Origin of the sequence: Paraburkholderia sp. 31.1, from assembly GCF_014397645.1 — a bacterium.
Taxonomy (GTDB): Bacteria; Pseudomonadota; Gammaproteobacteria; order Burkholderiales; family Burkholderiaceae; genus Paraburkholderia; species Paraburkholderia tuberum.
Map to the genome: position 1 here is coordinate 1 of NZ_VZQN01000046.1, position 20,677 is coordinate 20,677.

A 20,677-nucleotide genomic window follows, 5' to 3' on the forward strand; every position below is an offset into this window, starting at 1 on the left:
CAGGCAGTCTGCATCAGTCGGGAACCAAGCCTGAAACTCCCCAAGGGACTTAGGATAGTGGGTGCTGGCATGAGGAAGTTCCATTGCCCCAGTCTACGCTCAACTCCGGTTAAATGGATAACCCAGTCGTGAAAAATGGAATTGGAGGTGCGCGCTTCGATATCCCGGCGTACCGGCACGCACCGCCGACGCAATGGCGTCCCTCACCAAACCACAGTCCGGTGCTCCTGAAGAGGCGAGGCGCAATCCGGCCGGGATACGTGACCGATTATCGACGGATCGATCCACGCGCGCTATCGGTATCGCAAGCGCCCATGCACGCCCGCTTATTTACTCAATCACTCAACTGAGTAACAAATTCGCGCAGCACGTCGGCGATCGACTTGCCGTGCATGGCCGCGTGAACCTTCAGTTTCGTGTGCTCGGCGCGCGACAGGTCGAAATTCACGCGCACGGGCTTTTCCTGCTCGATGAAAACATTGGCCGGCGCCGCGGCGCGTGCCTTGCTCGGCCTGCCCGCTTTCAGTGCTGTTCCGTTTCTGGTGGACATGATGATTTACTCCGTTACTCAACTGAGTTTCGCGCGGATCTCGCCGGCCAGCGCGCGGATCTCGGCCGCCGCGTCGCTGGCGGGCTCGGCATCGAGCACGGTTGTGCCGCTCGCGGCCGTGCCGGGATAACTCACGCGCTGCGTGATGCGCGATTCGAGCACTGGCAGCCCGTAATCGGCCAGCGCGCCGGTGATCTCGTCGCCGATGCGTGTGCCCTTGATCGCGCGCGAAACGACGAACGCCGCCTGCAGTTTTCCGTCCGTGACCTCGATGCGCTGCTTGACGAGCTCGACAAGATCGGCCGTCGCCCAAACGTCGTAAGGCGAGGGCTGCACCGGAATCAGGATGAACGTCGCCGCCTTGATCGCGCTGATGGCGAGGTCGGCCGCCTGGGGCGCGCCATCGATCACGATGAAGTCGTGCGCCGCGACGCTTTTCAGGTCGCGCTCGATCGTCGAGCGGTCGATGCCGACCACCGGCACCGGCTGCTCCTCGCGCATGTCGGCCCAGTCGCGCGCTGCCCTGTGGACCGGAGTCGAGACGAGCAGCACGCTCGCGCCGTCGAGCTAGAGCGCCCGCGCGAGATGCGTGGCGATCGTCGTTTTTCCCGAACCGCCTTTTTGATTTGGAACCGCGATAACTTCCACGCCGCGCCTCCGGTTGTGTCTGACGCGGCCGAGTTTATACTCAGGCACTCGTTTGAGGAATTGAGTCGAAACTGCCAACGATGAAAAAAAGCAAAACGACGCTAGTTTCGCTTCTGGTATGCTTGGCCGGCCTCGCCGCATCGGGGAATGCATCGGCAATCTCAATCCGGGGCATGCGAAGCTGCGGAAAATGGACAGAGAGCCACGCCCCGGGCCAGTCTACATCCGTCGAGAGCGTAGCGCAGGAGGCTTGGCTCGCCGGATATCTCTCGGGCCTAGCCTCGGGGACAGGCATCGATCTCATCGCCGGAACGGATAGCCAATCCCTCTTTCTGTGGGTTACGAACTACTGCCGGGCCAATCCGCTGAACGATACAGCCGACGCTGCGAATGCGCTTGCGGATGAGCTGCAACGCCGACGGCGCTGAGCACGGACACTCCCGGCTGCGGATGGATCGCCCCGGAGGCTACGCGCTTTTCCTCATTTGAGTAAATGAGCGAAGAGTTTGTGGGGGAAACGCCGCGCCGGCAGGACGCGCCAGAATCGCGCGTAGCGCGGTGGCGGGTGCGCTGACATGCGCGTATATGGACCGACGCGTCAGACGGGCGCTTCTGGTGGGGGAAGGGGCCCGTTTTGTTGTGTCGGGAAACTGGAAACCCCGCAGCGGCAGCCCATCTCACGTTTCGCCCTGGCAGAGGCGGGGACAGCCATGTGAGCCCGCCGGAGTCCACGATAACCGGGATTGCGTGGCGCACCTCGCCACGGCGCCACCAGAACGCGCGCCGCGCTTGTGCTATCCCTTGCTCGACCTCGGCGCGCAATACCGCCTGCCCGGCATTCCTTCGCGCGTGACGCTCGCCCTGGGTTCCTGCCGCTCAATAGTTTCGCCCCCCGTGTAAAGCAACAGTGCCTTCGAGAGCAGGCGCGCCCCGAGGCGCTCGGTGGGTGCATCGGCGCGTCCGGCAATTTCCGTGAGCCTTTCGCGGTCGACATCGCTGAGCCAGACGACGATGAGCAAGCCAAATACGGGCATGATGGGACCTCCGCGCGAGGTAGTCGACCTCGTGATTGTCATGCCATGGCCAGACACCGGAACCGGCTGCGCGTTGACGCGAAATGCCTACACAGACCCAGAAAGCAAAAAGCCCAGCCGGTGAGGGCTGGGCTAAGTGCTTGAATTCTCTGGGGTGGCTGATGGGACTCGAACCCACGACGACAGGAATCACAATCCTGGACTCTACCAACTGAGCTACAGCCACCACTAACATCCGCTTGACTTGCTCTAAAAACCTGTCTCGCCGACGAAGAAACGAGATTATAGGGACTAGGTGGTGGTTTGCCTAGTCCTTTATTCAAAAATTTCGATGGGCTCGCGCAGATGCTGTCTTGCTTCGTCGAAGATGGTCAGATCACGGGCCGCAAGTCGCTTGCTGTCGGACAAAACTCGACGCCAACCACGCGCACCCGCTTCGCCGCGATACAGCCCAAGCGCATGGCGCATGATCGCGCCGAGATAGGTGCCGCGCGCCATTTCGGTCGCGCAATACCCGATCAGTTTCGCTTCGACCTGCTCGCGCGTCAGCGGCGCCTGCGCGGAGTCGTAGAAGCGCGCGTCGACATCGGCGAGCAGGTAGGGGTTGTGATACGCCTCGCGCCCGAGCATCACGCCGTCGACGTGCTGAAGATGCGCGTCGACTTCGTCGAGCGTCTTGATACCGCCATTGATGACGATTTCCAGCTGCGGAAAATCGCGCTTCAACTGATACGCGTAGTCGTACTTGAGCGGCGGAATCTCGCGGTTTTCCTTCGGGCTCAGGCCCTTCAGGATCGCGTTGCGCGCATGAACGATAAAGACTTCACAGCCGGCTTGCGCGATCGTGCCGACAAAATCGCGGACGAAGCCGTATTCCTCGACCGTATCGACGCCGATGCGGTGCTTGACCGTGACTGGCACCGATACGACGTCGCGCATCGCCTTCACGCAATCGGCGACGAGTTGCGGCTCGTTCATCAGGCATGCGCCGAACGCGCCGCGTTGCACGCGCTCGGATGGGCAGCCGCAATTCAGGTTGATTTCGTCATAGCCCCATTGCTCGCCGAGCTTGGCCGAACGCGCGAGATCGTCGGGCTCGCTGCCGCCGAGTTGCAGCGCGACTGGCGCTTCGTCGGGCGTGAATGCGAGATGACGCGGCACATCGCCGTGCAGCAGCGCGCCGGTCGTCACCATCTCCGTGTAAAGCCAGGTATGGCGCGAAATCATTCGATGCAGCGAGCGGCAATGGCGATCCGTCCAGTCCATCATCGGGGCAACGGACACGCGGCGGGGGCTGGGAGTGCGAGGTAAAGACATGGAGCGGCCAGGCGGCTTGAATCAAAACAATAATTTTACCGCAAGGCCAGAAACCGCCGGGCGCTGGAGCCATATCACTGTCGCGACAGAGGCGGGCACCGGTTCGTCAATGCGTCAATGCGTCAATGCCTTAATGCCTTAATGTCCATGTCCCCCCATCCCGCCGCCACTGCTCCACGAGCTGCCGCCGCCGTGCATGCCGCCGTATCCGCCACCGTGCCATCCGCCGTCCCCGCCATGCCATCCGCCGTGCCCGCCGTGCCCGCCACCGCCATGCCATCCGCCGCGCCCGTGCCAATACCCATGTCCGTAATAGCAGCACGACCCTCCGAAACCGCCATAGATACCAACCGAGCCGTACGCCGGTCCGTAGTAAGGCGGTCCATACGCGTAGGGATAGTAGGGTTGCGCATAGCCGTAGCCCGCTGGCGGCGCGACGACGCATCCAGTGATGCTCGCTGCCGCGGCCGCTAGCAGCGTCATCGATGCAATGAGCCTGGTCACGATTTTCTCCTTCCCTTCACGTAAACCTCAGAAAAACCGCGCGCAACGGAGTTCAGCCGCGTTTGTGTCCGAGCGTTACCGGCGCCGGCGCGGCGGTGCGCGCTCGGGGCTTCGACCACGCGAGCCGTTGCCGCGACGTTCGACCGTTTCGCCAATCTTCTCGCGCATTACCGAGCGGCGTTGCGGTAACACTTCGTTAACGATCTGATACGTTACTGAAGGCAGTGGCTGCTAACTTCCATCGGACGATTCGTCGTTTAAGTCGGAAGCGATTCGCGTGCCCGCCCCGTTCGATCATCTGCTCAAAGGCAACGTGCTGTATCGCCAGGGCATGCGCGACAACGAGGCGGAATCGCTTGGCGCGCTCGCGCGCTTTGCCGACAAATACCCGTTCAACTTCATCAACGTCGGCCTCATTCATCTCGCGCTGCCGAACGCGCGCATCAATCATGGCCGCCGCTCGCCATTACATTCTGTCTATCGATTTTCTCGCGCATTTTTACGACGTGGCGTTCGGCTGCCACCTCGGCGAGCTGGGCCGCTGTCAGCGCGCGTACGATGCGTTGATAACGCACTGGCGGCGCGTTCTACACGCGGGCGTGATGATCGAGATCGAGACGAGGAGCTGGTCGACGCTTGCGAAGCGAACGTGCGTCGCATGCTCGCGCATTGCGGGCTCGAGTGAGACGAACGTTGCCTCGCATTTCGCGAGACGATGCGGCGTGTCAGTACCGCGAGTTCCGCACAGATGCGCCGACCGTTGTATCGAACGTCGATGCGGCGCTGGCAGCCGCGAGGCGAATTGCGTGAACCGCTATGGGAAGGTCTCGGACCCCACCTGTTGGCGGCCGACACTCAACGCGCGATCACCGATACGTGATGCAGCCACGGGTACACGCCGGCAATGAACGCCGCGTAGATCGCGGCCATCGTCACGCCGGCGGCCGTGCCCCAGATGTCGCGCGAGGCGGCGCCCTGGCGAAAATGCACAGGCAGTCCGACCACGACGTAGCCGATCACGAAGAACAGGATGACCGCGCGCACCGGCGACAGATCGTGGCCGATGAATTCGAGCAACGCCGACAGGCTGAATTGCGACATGGACATGCAGGGAATCACGAAGGCGGGGGGATCGCACGGCGCCGGAACACATCGAAATTGTTCAGCGAATGACGACTGATCCGCTTCACTCTCGACGTTTCACAGCGCGACGACCTATGCCGATTAAAGGCCACGCAAACGCGATCCGCAAGAAAAAACCTGTATGAATTTGTACTGTCCTACATTGCTTGCAGTTTGCCTGCGCCGCGACTTTCAGCCGGCCTGGCAACGCTTTCACGGCCACGGTCTCAACGCTCCAGGGGCTTCGGTTTGCGCAAGGGGGCGAGCAGCGGTTTCAAGCCGTTGTGATCGATCTCGTGCATCAACGCGAGCAGACGGCCAATCTCGCCGGGCGGAAAGCCTTGGCTCGCGAACCAGTTCAGATAGTGGCCGGGCAGGTCGGCGATCACGCGGCCTTTATATTTCCCGTAGGGCATCACGCGCGTGACCAGCAATTCGAGGTGTTCGTGATTCATGGCAACGAAGTCATGATGAAACGCGCATCGAGAGCGCAAAGCGCGCAACGCGCAAGCACCAGGCGGCGCGCTGCAACGCATGGCCCCGCATTCTAGCCTTGCTGCAGGTAATGCGCCGGCGTGATAACGTCTGCGCTTTCCGTTCACCTCTTCAACAGGACAAGTTAGATGGAATACCGCAGACTCGGCGACTCCGACGTGCAGGTTAGCCTGATTGGTCTCGGCACGATGACGTGGGGCGAGCAGAACACCGAGCAGGAAGCGCATGCGCAGATCGACTACGCGCTCGATCACGGCGTGAACCTGATCGATACCGCGGAAATGTATCCGGTGCCGCCGCGCGCCGAAACGCAAGGCTCGACGGAGCGCTACATCGGCACGTGGCTCGCGCAGCACAGGAGCGCGCGCGAGAAGATCGTGCTCGCCACCAAGATCGCGGGCCCCGCGCGTCAGCCGCACAATCCGCGTCATATTCGCGGCGAGGGCAACCAGTTCGATCGCAAGAACCTGACCGAGGCGCTCAACGACAGCCTCGAACGTCTGCAAACGGACTACGTCGATCTGTATCAGCTGCACTGGCCCGATCGCAGCACGATGACGTTCGGCCGTCCGTCGTATCCCTGGGTCGACGACGCGTACACGGTGCCGATCGAGGAAACGCTGACGGTACTCGCCGAATTCGTGAAGGCTGGCAAGGTGCGCCATATCGGCGTGTCGAACGAAACGCCGTGGGGCGTCGCGCAGTTTCTGCGCGCGGCCGAAAGACTCGGCTTGCCGCGCATCGTCAGCATCCAGAATCCGTACAGCCTGTTGAACCGCACGTACGAAGTGGGTCTGTCGGAGTACGCGCATCGCGACAACATCGGTCTGCTCGCGTATTCACCGCTCGCGTTCGGCTGGCTGTCGGGCAAGTACGAAGGCGGCGCGCGTCCTGCCGGCGCGCGCATCACGCTGTTCGAGCGCTTCCAGCGCTATAGCAAGCCGCAAGCCGTGCAGGCGACCACGCGTTACGTCGAGCTCGCGAAGCGCCACGGCATGACCCCCGCGCAATTCGCGCTCGCGTTCGTCAATAGCCGGCCGTTCGTGACCAGCAATCTGATCGGCGCGACCTCGCTCGAACAATTGAAGGAAAACATCGCCAGCGCGGACGTGAAGCTGTCGCCGGAAGTGCTGGCGGAAATCGACAGGCTGCACGAGCTGCAGCCGAATCCGGCGCCTTGATGTCGAGGTAAGCGCGACGCGCTTGCCGCGGTGGCCCCGGTCGATTGCCGGGGCGGCCGCGCAAGGCGCGGCGAATCACTCGGCGTCGGCCGAACTCAACCCGCGGCCTTTGCCGTATCCACCGTCTCGCGCTTCGCCGCAAGCGGCGAATTCTCGCCGAGATCCCAGAACAGTCCCGCCATCATCTGCAGGCCCTCGCGCACCACCGGAGCCAGAAGGTGCTCGTTCGGCGCATGCTGCGAGCAGGCCGGATAAGAATGCGGCACCCAGATCGTCGGCAGACCGAGCGTGTCGGCGAATGCCTCGTTCGGCAGCGTGCCGCCGAGATTCGGCAGCAGCGCGGTCTTCTTGCCGGTGGTCGCTTCGAGCGACGCGATCGCCCACGTGACCCACGGATCGTCGGGATCCAGCCGCGTGGCAGGCGCGCCGCGTTCGACGTCGATTTCGACCAGCTGAAAACCGTGCGCATCGAGATGCGCGCGCAGGTGCTCGCCGAGGTTTTCCCAATCGGTGCCGACCACGAAACGCAACTGGCAGACCGCGAACGCCGACGGCGGAATCGCGTTGACCGGGTTCTCCGGATTGCCCGCCTTGAAGGCCAGCACTTCGAAGCTGTTCCAGCCGAACACGCGCTCGGGCGCGGAAAGACCCGGCTCGCCCCAGTTATCATCGACGGTGGGGTCGCCCGGACCGTTGCCCACCGTGATGTCGGCAAGTGCGCGGCGCACGGCCTCGGGGATCGGCGGCGGACGCAGGCCGTCGACTGCGATCACGCCGCGCGCATCGACGAGACTCGCGAGCGCGTTGGCGAGCACCGTCGCCGGATTGCGCAGCAAGCCGCCCCAGTTGCCCGAGTGATGCGCGCCGTCGCGCAGGTTCAGCGACAGCCTGAAATTGACCGCGCCGCGCGAGCCGAGAAACACGGTCGGACAACGCGCTGCGAGACGCGGACCGTCGGAGGCGATCAGCACGTCGGCGGCGAGTTCGTCGCGATGCGCATGGCAGATCGCGTCGAGCCCCGGTGAGCCGGTTTCCTCACCCATCTCGATCAACAGCTTCGTGTTGAAGCCGAGTTTGCCGTCGCGCGCGGCGAGCGTACTCGCGAGCGCGGCGAGGTTGATCGAGTGCTGGCCTTTGTTGTCGGCGGTGCCGCGACCGAACCAGCGCTCGCCTTCCACGGTCACCGCCCACGGCGTCAGCGGCGCGCGCCACTGGCTGTCGTAGCCGCGCACGACGTCGCCGTGGCCGTAGATCAGCACGGTCGGCAGATGATCGCCTTCGTGACGGTTGGCGATCAGGAACGGACCGAAGCCATCGACCGGGTTATCGACGATGCGCGTGCTGAAGCCGAGGCGCTCCGCTTCGGGCTGGATTTCGTCGGTCAGATAGGACAGCAGCAGTGCGCTGCGATCGCTTTCCTGGCTTTCGGTGCGAAAACCGACGCGACGGTTCAGATCGGCGAGAAAAGCGCCGGATTCGAAGTGCCGGGTGGCAAGCTCGATGGCCTGGTTGCGGCTCATGTCGATGTCTCCGATGCGGGGGATGGGTGAAGGGGCGGAGGGCCGCGAGGCTCGATGCTCGGCGCGGCGTTCAGGCGAATCGTCTGCAACGTGATTGCGACCGATTCTAGAAGCGCGCCATTTTTGTCACAATGATCATGTTTCGAAGCTTGCCTTGCCGGAAAAGCAAAGCGTCGCGCGTCGGCTCGAACCGCGGCACCCGCCCACCCATGGCACCGTTGCAACTGATTCGATCGAGGCGTCCAGGATGGCACGTTCACTGCATGGCATCGCGTTGCGTTATTTCGTCGAAGTCGCGCGCGGCGGCTCGCTGAGCGACGCGTCCGAGCGGCTGCACGTCGCGGTATCGGCGATCAGCCGGCAAATCGTGCGGCTCGAAAGCGAGCTCGGCGTGACGCTGTTCGAGCGGCGTCCGCGCGGCATGGCACTGTCCGAGGCCGGTGAGCGGCTGCTTGCGTACGCGCAACGCAGCCTGCTCGAAGCCGAGCACGTGATGAAAGAGATTAGCGGCCTCGCGAGCTTGCACGGCAGCCGGATCAAGATCGCGACCGCCGAGGGTTTTGCGGTCGACTTCCTGCCCGCCGCGATTGCGGATTTCCGCGCCGAGCACCCCGGCATCGATTTCACGCTGACCGTGATGTCGCCGGCCGACGCCACTCGCCACGTGCGCGACGGCGACGTCGATATCGCGCTGTCGTTCAGCCTCGCGCCGGAGAAGGGCGTGAAGGTCGAGCACACCGAACGCGCGCCGGTGTTCGTGCTGCTGCGCGCCGATCATCCCCTTGCGGCGCGCGCGAAACTGTCGCTCGCCGAGGTGAGTCGCTATCCGCTCGTGTTGTCGGAGACGGGCACGACGATTCGCCAGTTGATCGACATCGCGTGCGCGCTCGAAGGCATCCTCCTCGAGCCGGACCTGATCTGCAACAACAGCGGCGCGAGTTATCGCTACGCGCAGCGGTCCGGAGCGATCATGTTCACGGGGCTGCTGTCGGTGCGCGACCGCTATGCCGACGACGGCTTCGTCGTGATTCCGCTCACCGACCCGCAGATGCGCCAGCGCAGCATCCAGGTGCAGACGATGGCGGGGCGCGAGTTGCCCCCGTCGGTGCGCACGTTTCGCGACCATCTGATCGCGCGGATCGCGGATGCGAAGCCGGTCGGGGCGCAGGCGTCGAAGCTCGCCGGTGGGGGACGCGGTAAACGTACGCCGCGGCGCCCGCGAGCCGATGCATGAAATGCGACACTTGCCACGCACTAAGCGGCAAATGTTCTCCCGGAATCCGAATCACGACCTAAACTGTGGTGGACGGCAAGGACGGCCCTGAGAAAACGACCCTGATGGTGCGCGCCACGATCAGGGGAAACGCGGAACAATGACAGTCGAACCGCGGACCTGCCGCCCAGCCCGTGATGCTGCGATGCACACAAGCGGCAATAGATGGACCCAAATAGAAACGCGGCGCGTCGTCCCGATGGCGCGTTGCCCACGACAGAGCGATAGGACCAACACAGCCATGGCGCAACAGAAAACCAATCCAAAACTCGAGCAGGCTCTCACGCGCGGTGATCTCGCGATCCGTCAGGCGAACTCGGCGCGAGCGACCGCCTTGTTGCGTGCGCTCGCCAAGATGATCGTCGATGCGTCGGCGACCATCGGCGTGGAAGCCTTCACGCTGATTCACGACGGCGACAAGATCTACGATCCCGCCGATGGTCTATGGCCACAGGCGCTGCTGATTTCGCTCGACGGTCCGGTCGAGGACGCCGATCCCGACGAATTGCGCACGGTGCGGCTGATCGCGGATGATCCGGTCACCGTGTTCCGGGTGGAATGGCAGCGCGCCGATGGCAAGATCGGGCGTCACGAGGGCGGCCCGTTCGCGACGGTCGCGTTCATCTCCGACGTCGACATTCCGTGGACCGATGACGAGGACTGAGCGCGCGCAACGATAGCAAACACGCCGTGCGACGGCCGACGCGGCGTCGTCTTGCGGCGGGTGCAGGCGCAACGCGCCGCCCGCGCGTTCGGCTTACTTCATCATGCGACGCCGAAACAGGATCGCCGACACGATGAAGCCGCCGACTGCATAAGCGGCCAGCACGCTCACATGGAGCGCCGCGTGCTCCATCGGCCGACCGAGCATCGCCGGGCGCATCAGATCGACCGCATTGGCGAGCGGCAGCGCGGCAGTCACCGCTTGCGCGGCGCCGGGCAGTTGCGAGATCGGAAAGAACACGCCGGAGAGCAGCAGCATCGGCGTGAGCACGAGCGTCTGATAGAACATGAAAAAGTCGTATGACGGCGCGAGCGCCGTCACGATCATCGCGAGGCTCGCGAACGCGAGACCGGCCAGCACGATGACCGGCAGCGCGAGCAGCATCGACGGAAAACTCGCATAGCCGAGCGCGCCCGCCACCAGCATGATCGCCACACCCGACAACACCGATTTGCTGGCGGCCCACACCACCTCGCCGAGCACGATATCGCCGAGCGTGAGCGGCGTATGCATGATCGCTTCCCACGTGCGCTGCACGTGCATGCGCGAAAAGCCCGAATACATCGACTCGAAGCTCGCCGACATCATCACGCTCGACGCCACCGTGCCCGCCGCGAGGAACGAGATATACGACACGCCGTCGACGTGCCCGACCATCAGCCCGAGCCCGAGGCCTAGACCGAACAGATAGATCATCGGATCGGCGAAGTTGCCGAACATCGACGCGATCGCGAGCTTTTTCCACACCAGGTAATTGCGGCGCCACACCGCGATCCAGTTCGTGGCATTGGCGGGGAAGGCACCGAACGGTTCTTGCGCCGATGGCGTGCCGTCGTGGGTTTCGTAAGTACGTGCGTCCATCAAGTGTCTCGCTATGGGTTCAGTCCTGCATTTCGCGACCGGTGAGCCGCAGAAACACATCCTCGAGATTCGCCGGCCGATGCAGATAGCGCAAATCGGCGCGCTGCTTGAGGCGCATATGCACGGGCTGCGCGTCGTTCACGTAACAGAACAGCGTCTCGCCGCTGATCTCGGTGCGCTCGGCGAGCGGCGCGAGTTCGTCGCGCAACGCAAACGGATCGGGGCCGTAGATCTCGATCACGTCGCAGCCGATTTCGGACTCGATCAACTCGCGCGGCGCGCCTTCGGCGATCTTGCGGCCTTCCTCGATCACGCACAGTCGATGACAGAGCCGTTCGGCTTCTTCCATGAAGTGCGTGGTCAGCAGGATGGTCTTGCCGCGCGCGAGCAGCGAGCGCAGCCGCTCCCAGATCAGATGGCGCGCTTGCGGATCGAGACCGGTGGTCGGCTCGTCCATGATCAGCACGTCGGGATCGTTGATCAGCGCACGCGCGAGCGTGAGGCGCCGCTTCATGCCGCCCGACAGTTCGCTCACGCGCGCGTCCGCCTTGTTCTCGAGGCGAGCGAATTCGAGCAGACCCGGCACCGCCGCGCGACACTGCGCGGCGCTCATACCGAAGTAGCGACCGAATACGAGCAGATTTTCGCGCACCGTGAAATCGGGATCGAGGTTGTCGAACTGCGGCACCACGCCGACGCGCGAGCGCGCGAGGCGCGCGCGGCCCGGGATCGGCTCGTCGCACAGCCGGATCGCGCCGGCGTCGGGCGCCGCAATGCCGAGCAGCATGCGCAATGTCGTGGTCTTACCGGCGCCGTTGGGGCCGAGCAGCCCGAAGCATTCGCCGGTGTTCACATGAAACGACAATCCGTCGACGACCGTTTTTTCGCCGTAGCTTTTCCTGACCTGATGGAATTCGATGGGGGCGGTGGGCATGGCTCGAGCAAGGTTCCGGAAAAAGACACAACGTATGCGCACGACACACAACATACCTGCGATGCACGCATTGCGCACGCGAAGCCGCTTACTCCAGGTATCGGATCGCTGATGCGAGCGGGTGTCCGGGAACGCGTCATGCGTGGGGTGCGATGCGCTCGTCGGTGTCGATTGGCGCCGCTGATTGGCGGTGCACGACTGGCACGTCAACAGGCCCGCAGTGTGTCGACGCAGCGTTCGCAAACGAAGTTTTGCAGTGCGGCATACGTGTGCAAACGCTGCGTCGGGTCGCCCAACGCTTGTGCAGACTGGATCGGCATGCACCGAGTATGCACTTAGCGTTTTCCATCCCTTGCAAGCCGAATTGCGGCGCACCATGATTGATTCAGACCGCGCTTTCCGCGCGAATGGAGAAAACAGATGGCGAGCTACCAGAAAATCCTGTTGTGCTACGACGGCTCGCGCGAAGGCCGGAAAGCCCTGCGTTGCGGTGCCGATCTGGCGTTGGAACTGAAGGCGGAAACGCATCTGCTGTCGGTCGTCGACATGCGTTCGAGCATCGCGCAGAGCGCGGGCCTGTTGACGGACGTCGCCTGCAGCAGCTTCGAAAAAACGGCCCGCGAGATTCTGCAGGAGGGCGTGAACTGGCTGACCGAGCGAGGCGTGAGCGCGCAAGGGCATTTCGCATTCGGTCATCCGATCGACGAGATCGCCAATCTTGCCAACGAGTTGCAGGTCGACCTCGTGGTGGTGGGTCATCGCTGCCGGACTGGTTTGTCGCGGTGGTGGATGGGGGCGGGCAACACGCCACTGCTCGACCGCGTGTCGTGCAGCATTCTGGTGGCGTGCTCGTCCGCGCAGGAGCAGCAGCAGGCGGCTGCGGCGTAATAGGCTAGTGAGGGACGCGAAGCCGCGCGCCCCGTCATCTAGCCCAGATGTGAATAGACCCTGTCGCGTGGCCGGCCCCGATGGCCAGCCACGCATCCCATCCGGCCAGGCTTCATCTCACTCGTTCAGATTGATCGCCGCGAGCTTCCACGTGACCAGACCTTCGCGACGAAAGATTGCCGAATAATTCGCGTTACCTTCGCCACGCCGGTACGTGATGACAAACTCGTTGAGACTGCGATAGCCGGCCGTGCTTTGACGCCCGGGCGGCGGTGCGCTTGCCTGCGTGGTGGTGTCGCCCGCGGCTGGTGCGGCCGGCGCTTCGCCGCCCGCGGCTGGCGGCGCGGACGGTTGCTCGCCCGGCGTGCCACGCGGCGGCATGCCGTTCAGCAGCGCCGCGACGCCGTCGGGTGTCGCATAGGCATCGACGAGCGGGCCGATCAGCGTCACGCCGATCACCGCGCCGATCGTGGCCATCTTGTTGCCGGCATCCGCCTCGAGCCGGCGTGTCAGCATGGCGCCCACCTGTTGCTTCAGGCTATCGCGTAGCGCGGGAAAGTCCACGTACTGATTGACGGTTTGCACGTCGCGCGCATCGGCGGCGCGTTTGAGATTGTTCACCGCGAGATACGGTGACGCATAAATAAAGCCCAGCGCGGCAATCACGATCACCACGATCAGCGTGATCAGCAGCGGCCGGGTGGCGCTGCCCTGTGTGCGTTTCCGAATTGGCATCGAATGGGACTCCACGTCAGTGATGATCAACGTCGAGCACGGCGAGGTCGGAACGATCCCATCCCACGCGAATCTCTGAACATCCGAAGTGCTTGTTGCATGCGTACTCAGGATTCGCTCAGGCTTCGAACACCGCGCCGTGCACGTTGGCTTCGTCGGCTATGCAGCGATCGATCATACGGCATACGGCGTCGACCGTGCCGACCATGATCAGTCGCGACGGTCCATGATAGACCCGCACCGGCGCGCGACGCGCGGGCTCGGCGATGTTCAGCGCCGAATTCAGCGACACGCGCGCGAACGCCGGCAACGACGACGGCAGACCGGAAGCTTCGGCAGCCGCGTCGAACAGCGACGGCGTGCGCGCAGCGGGCGCCTCGATTAGCGCGCAGGGCGTGAGCTTGCGCAGATGGCGCAGACGGCCGAACTGGCGAAAGGGCAACAGGCGGGCAAGGCGTTCCATGAGTCTCTCCAGGCGATTCGGCGTAGATGCGGGCGTAGATGCAGGCGTAAATGCGGCTTGGGTCGGACAAACCGGCGCAAGCGTTCTGGCGACAGCGAAAGATCAGAACTCGCTGGGGCGGATCAGCCCGACCGCGATCCCTTCGAGCGCGAAATCGGCGCTGCCGGTTTCCACGAAGATGTTGTCGTAATCGGGGTTTTCGGCGATCAGTTCAATGCCGTTCGGCCGGCGCTTCAGACGCTTGACCGTCACGTCGTCGCCAAGCCGCGCAATGATGATCTGGCCGTCCTTCGCTTCGGTGCGCTTTTGCACCGCGAGCAGGTCGCCGTCGAGAATGCCCGCGTCGCGCATCGACAGGCCGCGCACCTTCAGCAGGTAGTCGGGCTTGCTCGAGAACAGCGCCGGGTCACACGCGTAGTGCTGCGAGATATGTTCCTGCGCGAGGATCGGGCTACCCGCCGCGACCCGGCCGATCAGCGGCAACGACAACTGCATCAGGCCCGCATGCGGCAGGGTGAACTGATACGGCGCGTCCTCCTGCCCGGACAGCAGGCGGATGCCGCGCGACGCGCCGGCCGCGAGTTCGATCACGCCCTTGCGCGCCAGCGCGCGCAGATGCTCTTCCGCGGAATTGGCCGAGCTGAACCCGAGTTCGGCGGCAATTTCCGCGCGAGTGGGCGGAAAGCCGGTGCGTTCGATCGCGCGGCGGATCAGATCGAAAACCTGCTGCTGTCGTGCGGTGAGTTTTGTCATGGCCACTGTATGTATGAACAGGTGACTGTATTTTTATACAGTATTCGGCGCATTTCAAGCTTTACTTTAAGTTCGGCGCAAGGGCCACGCTGGGGCGTCGTTTATCGGCGACATGACGGCGTTGTCGGCGTCCCAACCGCCGGCGCATCTGTCGTTACCACTTTTGAGTATTAAAAAATGAAGAAACATTATTTTTAATAATGAAAGCGCTTCGATAGACTGGCCTCCGGTTGGCGCTCATGTGCACGTGACCGCGACGCAGAACAACACCAGACGCTCATCAGCGGACCATCACGCGGAGAAAAATTGAAATGAACCATCGGCATATGGGGCTTGCGGCTCGAACCGGAAAACTGATCGCGGCGCTCGCCGTCGGCGCGGCGGGTGCGTTCGGCATGTTGGGCGCAAGCGGCGTCGCGCACGCCGACACCACGCTGTTAAACGTGTCCTACGATCCGACGCGCGAGCTGTATCAGGACATCAATCAGGCATTCGGCAAGGAATGGAAGGCCAGGACCGGCGAAGCCGTCACCTTCAGGCAGTCGCACGGCGGCTCGGGCGCGCAGGCTCGCTCGGTGCTCGACGGACTGCAGGCCGACGTCGTGACGCTTGCGCTCGCCTATGACATCGACGCGCTCGCGAACAAGGGGCTCGTCGACAGGAACTGGCAAAAGCGTCTGCCGGACAACGCATCGCCGTACACGTCGACGATCGTGTTTCTGGTGCGCAAGGGCAACCCGAAGCACATCAAGGATTGGGACGATCTGGTGAAACCGGGCGTGTCGATCGTGACGCCGAATCCGAAGACCTCGGGCGGCGCGCGCTGGAACTACCTGGCCGCGTGGGCGTACGCCGAGCATCAACCGGGCGGCAACAACCAGAAGGCCAGGGAGTTCGTCGGCAAGCTGTACAGGAACGCCGGCGTGCTCGATTCGGGCGCGCGCGGCGCGACCACGAGCTTCGTGCAGCGCGGTATCGGCGACGTGCTGATCGCGTGGGAAAACGAGGCGTTCCTCGCGCTGAAGGAGTTTGGTCCGGACAAGTTCGAGATCGTGGTGCCGTCGGTGAGCATTCTGGCCGAGCCGCCGGTCGCGGTGGTCGACAAGGTCGTCGACAAACACGGCACGCGCAAGCTGGCCGAGGCATATCTGAACTTCCTGTATAGCGAGCAAGGTCAGGAGATCGCCGCGCGCAATTTCTATCGTCCGCGTTCCAGCAAGGTGCCCGCCGATCTGACCGCGAAGTTTCCGAAGCTGAAGCTGTACACGATCGACGATTCGTTCGGCGGTTGGACCAACGCGCAGAAGACCCATTTCGCGGACGGCGGCGTGTTCGATTCGATTTATCAGCCGCAGTAAGAACCACCGCCTGAATCACAGCCAGGGGAAAAAGGCGCGCCCAATGGGCGCGCTCGGCTAACCGGGGTCCGGTGGCCAGCAGTGCGGCAGTACCGCAGTACGGCAGCACGGCAAAACGAACAACCGCGCGAGCATCAACCATGAACGAGTATCCAGCATGACCACGTTGACCTTCCGCAAGCCGAGCGCATTGCCCGGTTTTGGCCTGACACTCGGCATCACGGTGGCTTATCTGAGCGTCGTAGTGCTGATTCCATTGGCGGCGACCTTTCTGAAAACCGCGACGCTCGACTGGGATCAGTTCGTGCGCGCGGTCACGTCGCCGCGTGTGCTCGCGTCGTATCGGCTGACGTTTTTCTCGGCGCTAGGCGGCGCGCTGATCAACGCGGTGTTCGGCTTTCTCGTCGCGTGGGTGCTGGTGCGCTACACGTTTCCGTTCAAGCGTATCGTCGATGCGGTCGTCGATCTGCCGTTCGCGTTGCCCACCTCGGTGGCGGGCATTTCGCTCGCGGCCGTGTATGCGGGCAACGGCTGGATCGGCCAGTTCCTCGCGCCGCTCGGCATCAAGATCGCGTTCACGCCGGCGGGCGTGCTGGTCGCGCTGACGTTCATCGGCCTGCCGTTCGTCGTGCGCACCGTGCAACCGGTGCTCGAGGAGTTCGAGCGCGAGCAGGAGGAGGCGGCCGCGTGTCTCGGCGCGTCGCGCTGGCTCACGTTTCGCCGCGTCGCGCTGCCGGCCGTGTTGCCGGCGCTGCTGACCGGCTTCGCGCTCGCCTTTGCGCGCGCGCTCGGCGAATACGGCTCGGTAATCTTCATCGCCGGCAATGTGCCGATGAAGTCGGAGATCACGTCGCTCCTGATCATCACGAAGCTCGAGCAATACGACTATGCGGGCGCGACGGCGCTCGCGGTCGTGATGCTGGTCGTGTCGTTCCTGATGCTGCTGTCGATCAACACGCTGCAGTGGTATCTGCAGCGGCGCACGAGCCGCGGCAAGACGGGATCGGCGCCAGTGGTCACGAGCGTCGCCGCTATCGGTGGGGGTGTGCAATGAGCCGCGTTCCGACCCACCCGGCGAGCGTGGCGCGTCGCCCCGATCCGGTCAGCGAGCCGGCGCTCGTGCGCCGGCTGCTGATCGGCCTCGCACTGCTGTTTCTCGCGCTGTTTCTGGCCGTGCCGCTCGCCGCGGTGTTCTACCAGGCGCTGAACAAGGGGCTGCGTTTTTACTTCGAAGCGCTCGCCGATCCGGATGCGCTGTCGGCGATCAAACTGACGCTGCTCACCGCGGCGATCGCGGTGCCGCTGAACCTCGTGTTCGGCCTTGCGGCGTCGTGGTGTATCGCGAAGTTCGAATTCCGCGGCAAGGCGCTGCTGACCACGTTGATCGATCTGCCGTTTTCGGTGTCGCCGGTGATCTCCGGCCTGATCTACGTGCTGATGTTCGGCGCGCAGGGCTGGTTCGGCCCGTGGCTCGAAGATCACAACGTGCAGATCATCTTCGCGGTGCCGGGCATCGTGCTCGCGACGATCTTCGTCACGTTCCCGTTCGTCGCGCGCGAGCTGATTCCGCTGATGCAGGCGCAGGGCAACGACGAGGAAGAAGCCGCGCACGTGCTCGGCGCATCGGGCTGGCAGACGTTCCGTCGCGTCACGCTGCCGAACGTCAAGTGGGGTCTGCTGTACGGCGTGATTCTGTGCAATGCGCGCGCAATGGGCGAGTTCGGCGCGGTGTCGGTCGTGTCGGGCCATATTCGCGGGCAGACCGACACGATGCCGCTGCACGTCGAAATCCTCTACAACGAGTACAACTTCTCGGCCGCGTTCGCCGTGGCCTCGCTGCTCGCGCTGCTGGCGCTGGTCACGCTGGGACTCAAGTTGCTGGCCGAGCGTCATATGTCGGCGGAACTGTCGGCGGCGCGCGAAGTGCCTGCGTACGCGGGGCCCGTGTCGCCGTCCGGCGCTTCGCAGGCCAATAGCGCGCAGTCCGCTTCGCATTCGTTTTTCGTCAACGCCACGCCTGCGTCGCAGCGACATCCGCTCAAGCAAGGAGAGCTGTAAATGGGTATCACCGTTCGTAACCTGCAAAAGCGCTTCGGCGATTTCGTCGCGCTCGACAACGTGTCGCTCGACTTTCCGCCGGGCGAACTCGTCGCGCTGCTCGGGCCGTCCGGTTGCGGCAAGACGACGTTGCTGCGTGTGATCGCCGGCCTCGAATACGCGGACGGCGGCCGGGTCGAGCTGCAAGGCCAGGATGTCGCGGCGGTCGGCGCGCGTGAGCGCGAGGTGGGTTTCGTGTTCCAGCACTACGCGCTGTTCCGGCATATGACGGTGTTCGAAAACGTCGCGTTCGGGCTGCGCGTGAAGCCGCGCAAGGAACGTCCGTCCGAGAAGGTGATTCGCGAGAAGGTGCATGAGTTGCTGAAGCTCGTGCAGCTCGACTGGCTCGCGCAGCGCTATCCGTCGGAGCTGTCCGGCGGCCAGCGCCAGCGCATCGCGCTCGCCCGTGCGTTGGCCGTGGAGCCGAAGGTGCTGTTGCTCGACGAGCCGTTCGGCGCGCTCGACGCGAAGGTGCGCAAGGAACTGCGCAGCTGGTTGCGTCGCCTGCACGACGATCTGCATATTTCGACGATCTTCGTCACGCACGATCAGGAAGAAGCGCTCGAAGTGGCGGACCGCATCGTCGTGCTCAATCGCGGGCATGTCGAGCAGGTCGGCAGCCCACAGGAGGTGTACGACCATCCGCAGACGCCGTTCGTCTACGAGTTTCTCGGCGCGGCGAACCGCCTGCACGGCAGCGTCGATGCGCAAGGCTTCGTCGTCGATGGCGCGGCGCTGCCGGTCGCTATCGCGGCGGGTTTTAGGGGCCCGGCGTTCGCCTATGTGCGGCCGCACGATCTGCAGTTGTATCCGCAGGCGGCGGGGCATCGCGAGGGCATCGTCGTCGACGTGCGGCGCGTGGTGACGCTCGGCGGTTCGGTGCGCGTCGAGCTCGCCGGTCGTGAGGGCAATCTGCTCGAAGCCGAACTCGATCGCGAAACGTGGCGTGATCTGCAACTCGCGATCGGCGATGGCGTCACCGCGGTGCCACGCGCGCTGCGGGTGTTTCCGGCGCAGTGAGGTGGCGGCGCCGCTGTGCGGCGCTGATGACAAGAGAGAACGTATCGGCCGTACCGCGTGGATCGCCTGGCATGTGCGGCTCCAATAACTCAACTCTGGCGGAACCGGAGACACAACGATGAATTTCCAGCAATTGCGCTTCGTGCGCGAAGCCGTGCGGCAGAACATGAACCTGACCGAAGTGGCGAACGTGCTCTACACGTCGCAGTCGGGCGTATCGAAGCAGATCAAGGATCTCGAGGACGAACTCGGGGTCGACATCTTCATCCGCCGCGGCAAGCGTCTGACCGGGCTCACCGAACCGGGCAAGGCCGTGCATCAGTTGATCGAGCGGATGCTGCTCGATGCGGAGAATCTGCGCCGCGTCGCGCGTCAGTACGCGGATCAGGACAGCGGCCACCTCGTCGTCGCGACCACCCACACGCAGGCACGCTACGCATTGCCGAAGGTGATTCGGCAGTTCACGTCGGTGTTCCCGAAAGTGCATCTGGCGCTGCGCCAGGGCAGCCCGCAGCAGATCGCGCAAATGATCATCAACGGCGAGGCGGATATCGGCATCTCGACCGAGGCGCTCGACCGTTTTCCCGACATCGTCACGTTCCCGTGCTATTCGTGGCATCACGTCGTGGTGGTGCCGAAGGATCATCCGCTCGTCGGCCGAGCGAATCTGACGCTCGACGAGATCGCCGAATTCCCGATCGTCACCTACGACCAGGACTTCACCGGCCGCTCGCATATCGATCAGGCGTTCGCGAAAGCGGGTGCGTTGCCCGACGTCGTGCTGACCGCGATCGACGCCGACGTGATCAAGACCTACGTCGAACTCGGCATGGGCATCGGCGTGGTCGCGGCAATGGCCTACGACCCGAAGCGCGACAGCGAACTCGTCGCGCTCGACACGCAGCATCTGTTCGAGGCGAGCACGACGCGTGTCGGCTTGCGCAAGGGGGCGTTCCTGCGCGCGTACGCCTATCGGTTGATCGAGATGTTCGCGCCGCAGTTGAGCGAGGCGGACATCGCGGCGCAGTTGCGCGAGGCGGCTTAGGGCTGCGAGCAGCTTAGGGTGGGACTTGCACCCGTCGTCGATACTTGTGGTGATGAGTGCAATTGGGCACCGCATGAGATTTAAGCCCGCTCGCGCGTTGCGCACGCTCGCGCAAGCCGAACCCGCGTCCGGTCTTCCACGCATGGCGACGCGAA

At 63.8% G+C, this 20,677-nt stretch carries 24 protein-coding genes and 1 tRNA gene; 10 read left to right on the top strand and 15 right to left on the bottom strand.

Features of this window, described 5'->3' with window-relative positions; genetic code table 11:
* Window positions 1–334: 334 nt before the first annotated feature.
* The 7 genes from F6X37_RS28895 to F6X37_RS28920 all read right to left on the bottom strand — a co-directional run bounded on the left by F6X37_RS28895 (window position 335) and on the right by F6X37_RS28920 (window position 4,053).
* Complete coding sequence (locus tag F6X37_RS28895) at window positions 335–550, bottom strand: plasmid partition protein ParG (RefSeq protein WP_187613674.1); 216 nt, start codon at window positions 548–550, stop codon at window positions 335–337.
* A gap of 18 nt (window positions 551–568) precedes the next feature.
* Window positions 569–1,102 carry a ParA family partition ATPase gene (gene parA / locus F6X37_RS37215; protein WP_316252006.1) on the bottom strand — a complete coding sequence of 178 codons (534 nt, stop codon included), beginning with the start codon at window positions 1,100–1,102 and terminating at the stop codon, window positions 569–571.
* Between the two features lie 15 nt (window positions 1,103–1,117).
* The gene (locus tag F6X37_RS38055; RefSeq protein ID WP_410451437.1) at window positions 1,118–1,351 is read right to left on the bottom strand and encodes a hypothetical protein; all 234 of its coding nucleotides are present in this window, start codon (window positions 1,349–1,351) and stop codon (window positions 1,118–1,120) included.
* A gap of 641 nt (window positions 1,352–1,992) precedes the next feature.
* Entirely contained in the window at window positions 1,993–2,232 is a 240-nt protein-coding gene (locus F6X37_RS28905; protein ID WP_187613675.1) for a hypothetical protein, read from the bottom strand.
* A 150-nt stretch (window positions 2,233–2,382) separates the two neighbouring features.
* Window positions 2,383–2,458: transfer RNA gene (locus F6X37_RS28910), tRNA-His, on the bottom strand.
* An 89-nt stretch (window positions 2,459–2,547) separates the two neighbouring features.
* Window positions 2,548–3,549, bottom strand: a complete 1,002-nt coding sequence (gene dusA / locus F6X37_RS28915; protein WP_187613676.1) for a tRNA dihydrouridine(20/20a) synthase DusA — start codon at window positions 3,547–3,549, stop codon at window positions 2,548–2,550.
* Window positions 3,550–3,687: 138 nt separating this feature from the next.
* Window positions 3,688–4,053 (bottom strand): hypothetical protein, encoded by a 366-nt coding sequence (locus F6X37_RS28920; RefSeq protein ID WP_187613677.1) that lies wholly within the window; start codon window positions 4,051–4,053, stop codon window positions 3,688–3,690.
* A 331-nt stretch (window positions 4,054–4,384) separates the two neighbouring features.
* Here F6X37_RS28920 and F6X37_RS28925 point away from each other — a divergent pair, with 331 nt between their 5' ends.
* Window positions 4,385–4,738, top strand: coding sequence for a sulfotransferase (locus F6X37_RS28925; RefSeq protein ID WP_187613678.1), 354 nt, complete (start codon window positions 4,385–4,387; stop codon window positions 4,736–4,738).
* A 170-nt stretch (window positions 4,739–4,908) separates the two neighbouring features.
* Here the strand turns inward: F6X37_RS28925 and F6X37_RS28930 are convergent, their stop codons facing one another.
* Together F6X37_RS28930 and F6X37_RS28935 are read right to left on the bottom strand one after the other, a co-directional pair.
* Window positions 4,909–5,154, bottom strand: a complete 246-nt coding sequence (locus tag F6X37_RS28930) for a hypothetical protein (protein WP_018418199.1) — start codon at window positions 5,152–5,154, stop codon at window positions 4,909–4,911.
* Between the two features lie 248 nt (window positions 5,155–5,402).
* The gene (locus tag F6X37_RS28935; RefSeq protein ID WP_184029242.1) at window positions 5,403–5,630 is read right to left on the bottom strand and encodes a DUF3820 family protein; all 228 of its coding nucleotides are present in this window, start codon (window positions 5,628–5,630) and stop codon (window positions 5,403–5,405) included.
* 168 nt (window positions 5,631–5,798) lie between these two features.
* On the opposite strand from F6X37_RS28935, the gene F6X37_RS28940 reads away from it, so the two are divergent.
* Entirely contained in the window at window positions 5,799–6,851 is a 1,053-nt protein-coding gene (locus F6X37_RS28940) for an NADP(H)-dependent aldo-keto reductase (RefSeq protein WP_187613679.1), read from the top strand.
* A gap of 95 nt (window positions 6,852–6,946) precedes the next feature.
* Here F6X37_RS28940 and F6X37_RS28945 read toward each other — a convergent pair whose 3' ends face one another.
* The gene (locus F6X37_RS28945; protein WP_187613680.1) at window positions 6,947–8,371 is read right to left on the bottom strand and encodes a M20 family metallopeptidase; all 1,425 of its coding nucleotides are present in this window, start codon (window positions 8,369–8,371) and stop codon (window positions 6,947–6,949) included.
* Between the two features lie 247 nt (window positions 8,372–8,618).
* On the opposite strand from F6X37_RS28945, the gene F6X37_RS28950 reads away from it, so the two are divergent.
* Together F6X37_RS28950 and F6X37_RS28955 are read left to right on the top strand one after the other, a co-directional pair.
* Window positions 8,619–9,605 carry a LysR family transcriptional regulator gene (locus F6X37_RS28950; RefSeq protein WP_187613681.1) on the top strand — a complete coding sequence of 329 codons (987 nt, stop codon included), beginning with the start codon at window positions 8,619–8,621 and terminating at the stop codon, window positions 9,603–9,605.
* A 280-nt stretch (window positions 9,606–9,885) separates the two neighbouring features.
* A complete protein-coding gene (locus tag F6X37_RS28955; protein WP_090804526.1) occupies window positions 9,886–10,308 on the top strand; it encodes a hypothetical protein in 423 nt (140 codons plus the stop codon).
* Between the two features lie 93 nt (window positions 10,309–10,401).
* Here F6X37_RS28955 and F6X37_RS28960 read toward each other — a convergent pair whose 3' ends face one another.
* Together F6X37_RS28960 and nodI are read right to left on the bottom strand one after the other, a co-directional pair.
* On the bottom strand, window positions 10,402–11,229 hold the full coding sequence (locus tag F6X37_RS28960) for an ABC transporter permease (RefSeq protein ID WP_187613682.1): 828 nt from the start codon (window positions 11,227–11,229) through the stop codon (window positions 10,402–10,404).
* 19 nt (window positions 11,230–11,248) lie between these two features.
* Window positions 11,249–12,163 (bottom strand): nodulation factor ABC transporter ATP-binding protein NodI, encoded by a 915-nt coding sequence (nodI, locus tag F6X37_RS28965; protein WP_187613683.1) that lies wholly within the window; start codon window positions 12,161–12,163, stop codon window positions 11,249–11,251.
* Window positions 12,164–12,583: 420 nt separating this feature from the next.
* Here nodI and F6X37_RS28970 point away from each other — a divergent pair, with 420 nt between their 5' ends.
* Window positions 12,584–13,051, top strand: coding sequence for a universal stress protein (locus F6X37_RS28970; RefSeq protein ID WP_090804531.1), 468 nt, complete (start codon window positions 12,584–12,586; stop codon window positions 13,049–13,051).
* Window positions 13,052–13,168: 117 nt separating this feature from the next.
* On the opposite strand, the gene F6X37_RS28975 is transcribed toward F6X37_RS28970, so the two are convergent.
* The 3 genes from F6X37_RS28975 to lexA form a co-directional block, all read right to left on the bottom strand.
* The gene (locus tag F6X37_RS28975) at window positions 13,169–13,786 is read right to left on the bottom strand and encodes a DUF2939 domain-containing protein (protein ID WP_187613684.1); all 618 of its coding nucleotides are present in this window, start codon (window positions 13,784–13,786) and stop codon (window positions 13,169–13,171) included.
* Between the two features lie 118 nt (window positions 13,787–13,904).
* On the bottom strand, window positions 13,905–14,249 hold the full coding sequence (locus F6X37_RS28980) for a hypothetical protein (protein ID WP_184043952.1): 345 nt from the start codon (window positions 14,247–14,249) through the stop codon (window positions 13,905–13,907).
* A 102-nt stretch (window positions 14,250–14,351) separates the two neighbouring features.
* Complete coding sequence (gene lexA / locus F6X37_RS28985; protein WP_026225415.1) at window positions 14,352–15,002, bottom strand: transcriptional repressor LexA; 651 nt, start codon at window positions 15,000–15,002, stop codon at window positions 14,352–14,354.
* A gap of 311 nt (window positions 15,003–15,313) precedes the next feature.
* Here lexA and F6X37_RS28990 point away from each other — a divergent pair, with 311 nt between their 5' ends.
* The 5 genes from F6X37_RS28990 to F6X37_RS29010 all read left to right on the top strand — a co-directional run bounded on the left by F6X37_RS28990 (window position 15,314) and on the right by F6X37_RS29010 (window position 20,522).
* Entirely contained in the window at window positions 15,314–16,360 is a 1,047-nt protein-coding gene (locus F6X37_RS28990) for a sulfate ABC transporter substrate-binding protein (protein WP_187613685.1), read from the top strand.
* Between the two features lie 157 nt (window positions 16,361–16,517).
* On the top strand, window positions 16,518–17,414 hold the full coding sequence (cysT, locus tag F6X37_RS28995; RefSeq protein WP_187613686.1) for a sulfate ABC transporter permease subunit CysT: 897 nt from the start codon (window positions 16,518–16,520) through the stop codon (window positions 17,412–17,414).
* The gene (gene cysW, locus F6X37_RS29000) at window positions 17,411–18,418 is read left to right on the top strand and encodes a sulfate ABC transporter permease subunit CysW (protein ID WP_187613687.1); all 1,008 of its coding nucleotides are present in this window, start codon (window positions 17,411–17,413) and stop codon (window positions 18,416–18,418) included. The genes cysT and cysW overlap by 4 nt, the downstream gene beginning before the upstream one ends.
* Window positions 18,419–19,477, top strand: a complete 1,059-nt coding sequence (locus F6X37_RS29005; protein ID WP_187613688.1) for a sulfate/molybdate ABC transporter ATP-binding protein — start codon at window positions 18,419–18,421, stop codon at window positions 19,475–19,477.
* 118 nt (window positions 19,478–19,595) lie between these two features.
* The gene (locus tag F6X37_RS29010) at window positions 19,596–20,522 is read left to right on the top strand and encodes a CysB family HTH-type transcriptional regulator (protein ID WP_090804544.1); all 927 of its coding nucleotides are present in this window, start codon (window positions 19,596–19,598) and stop codon (window positions 20,520–20,522) included.
* Window positions 20,523–20,677: the final 155 nt, after the last annotated feature.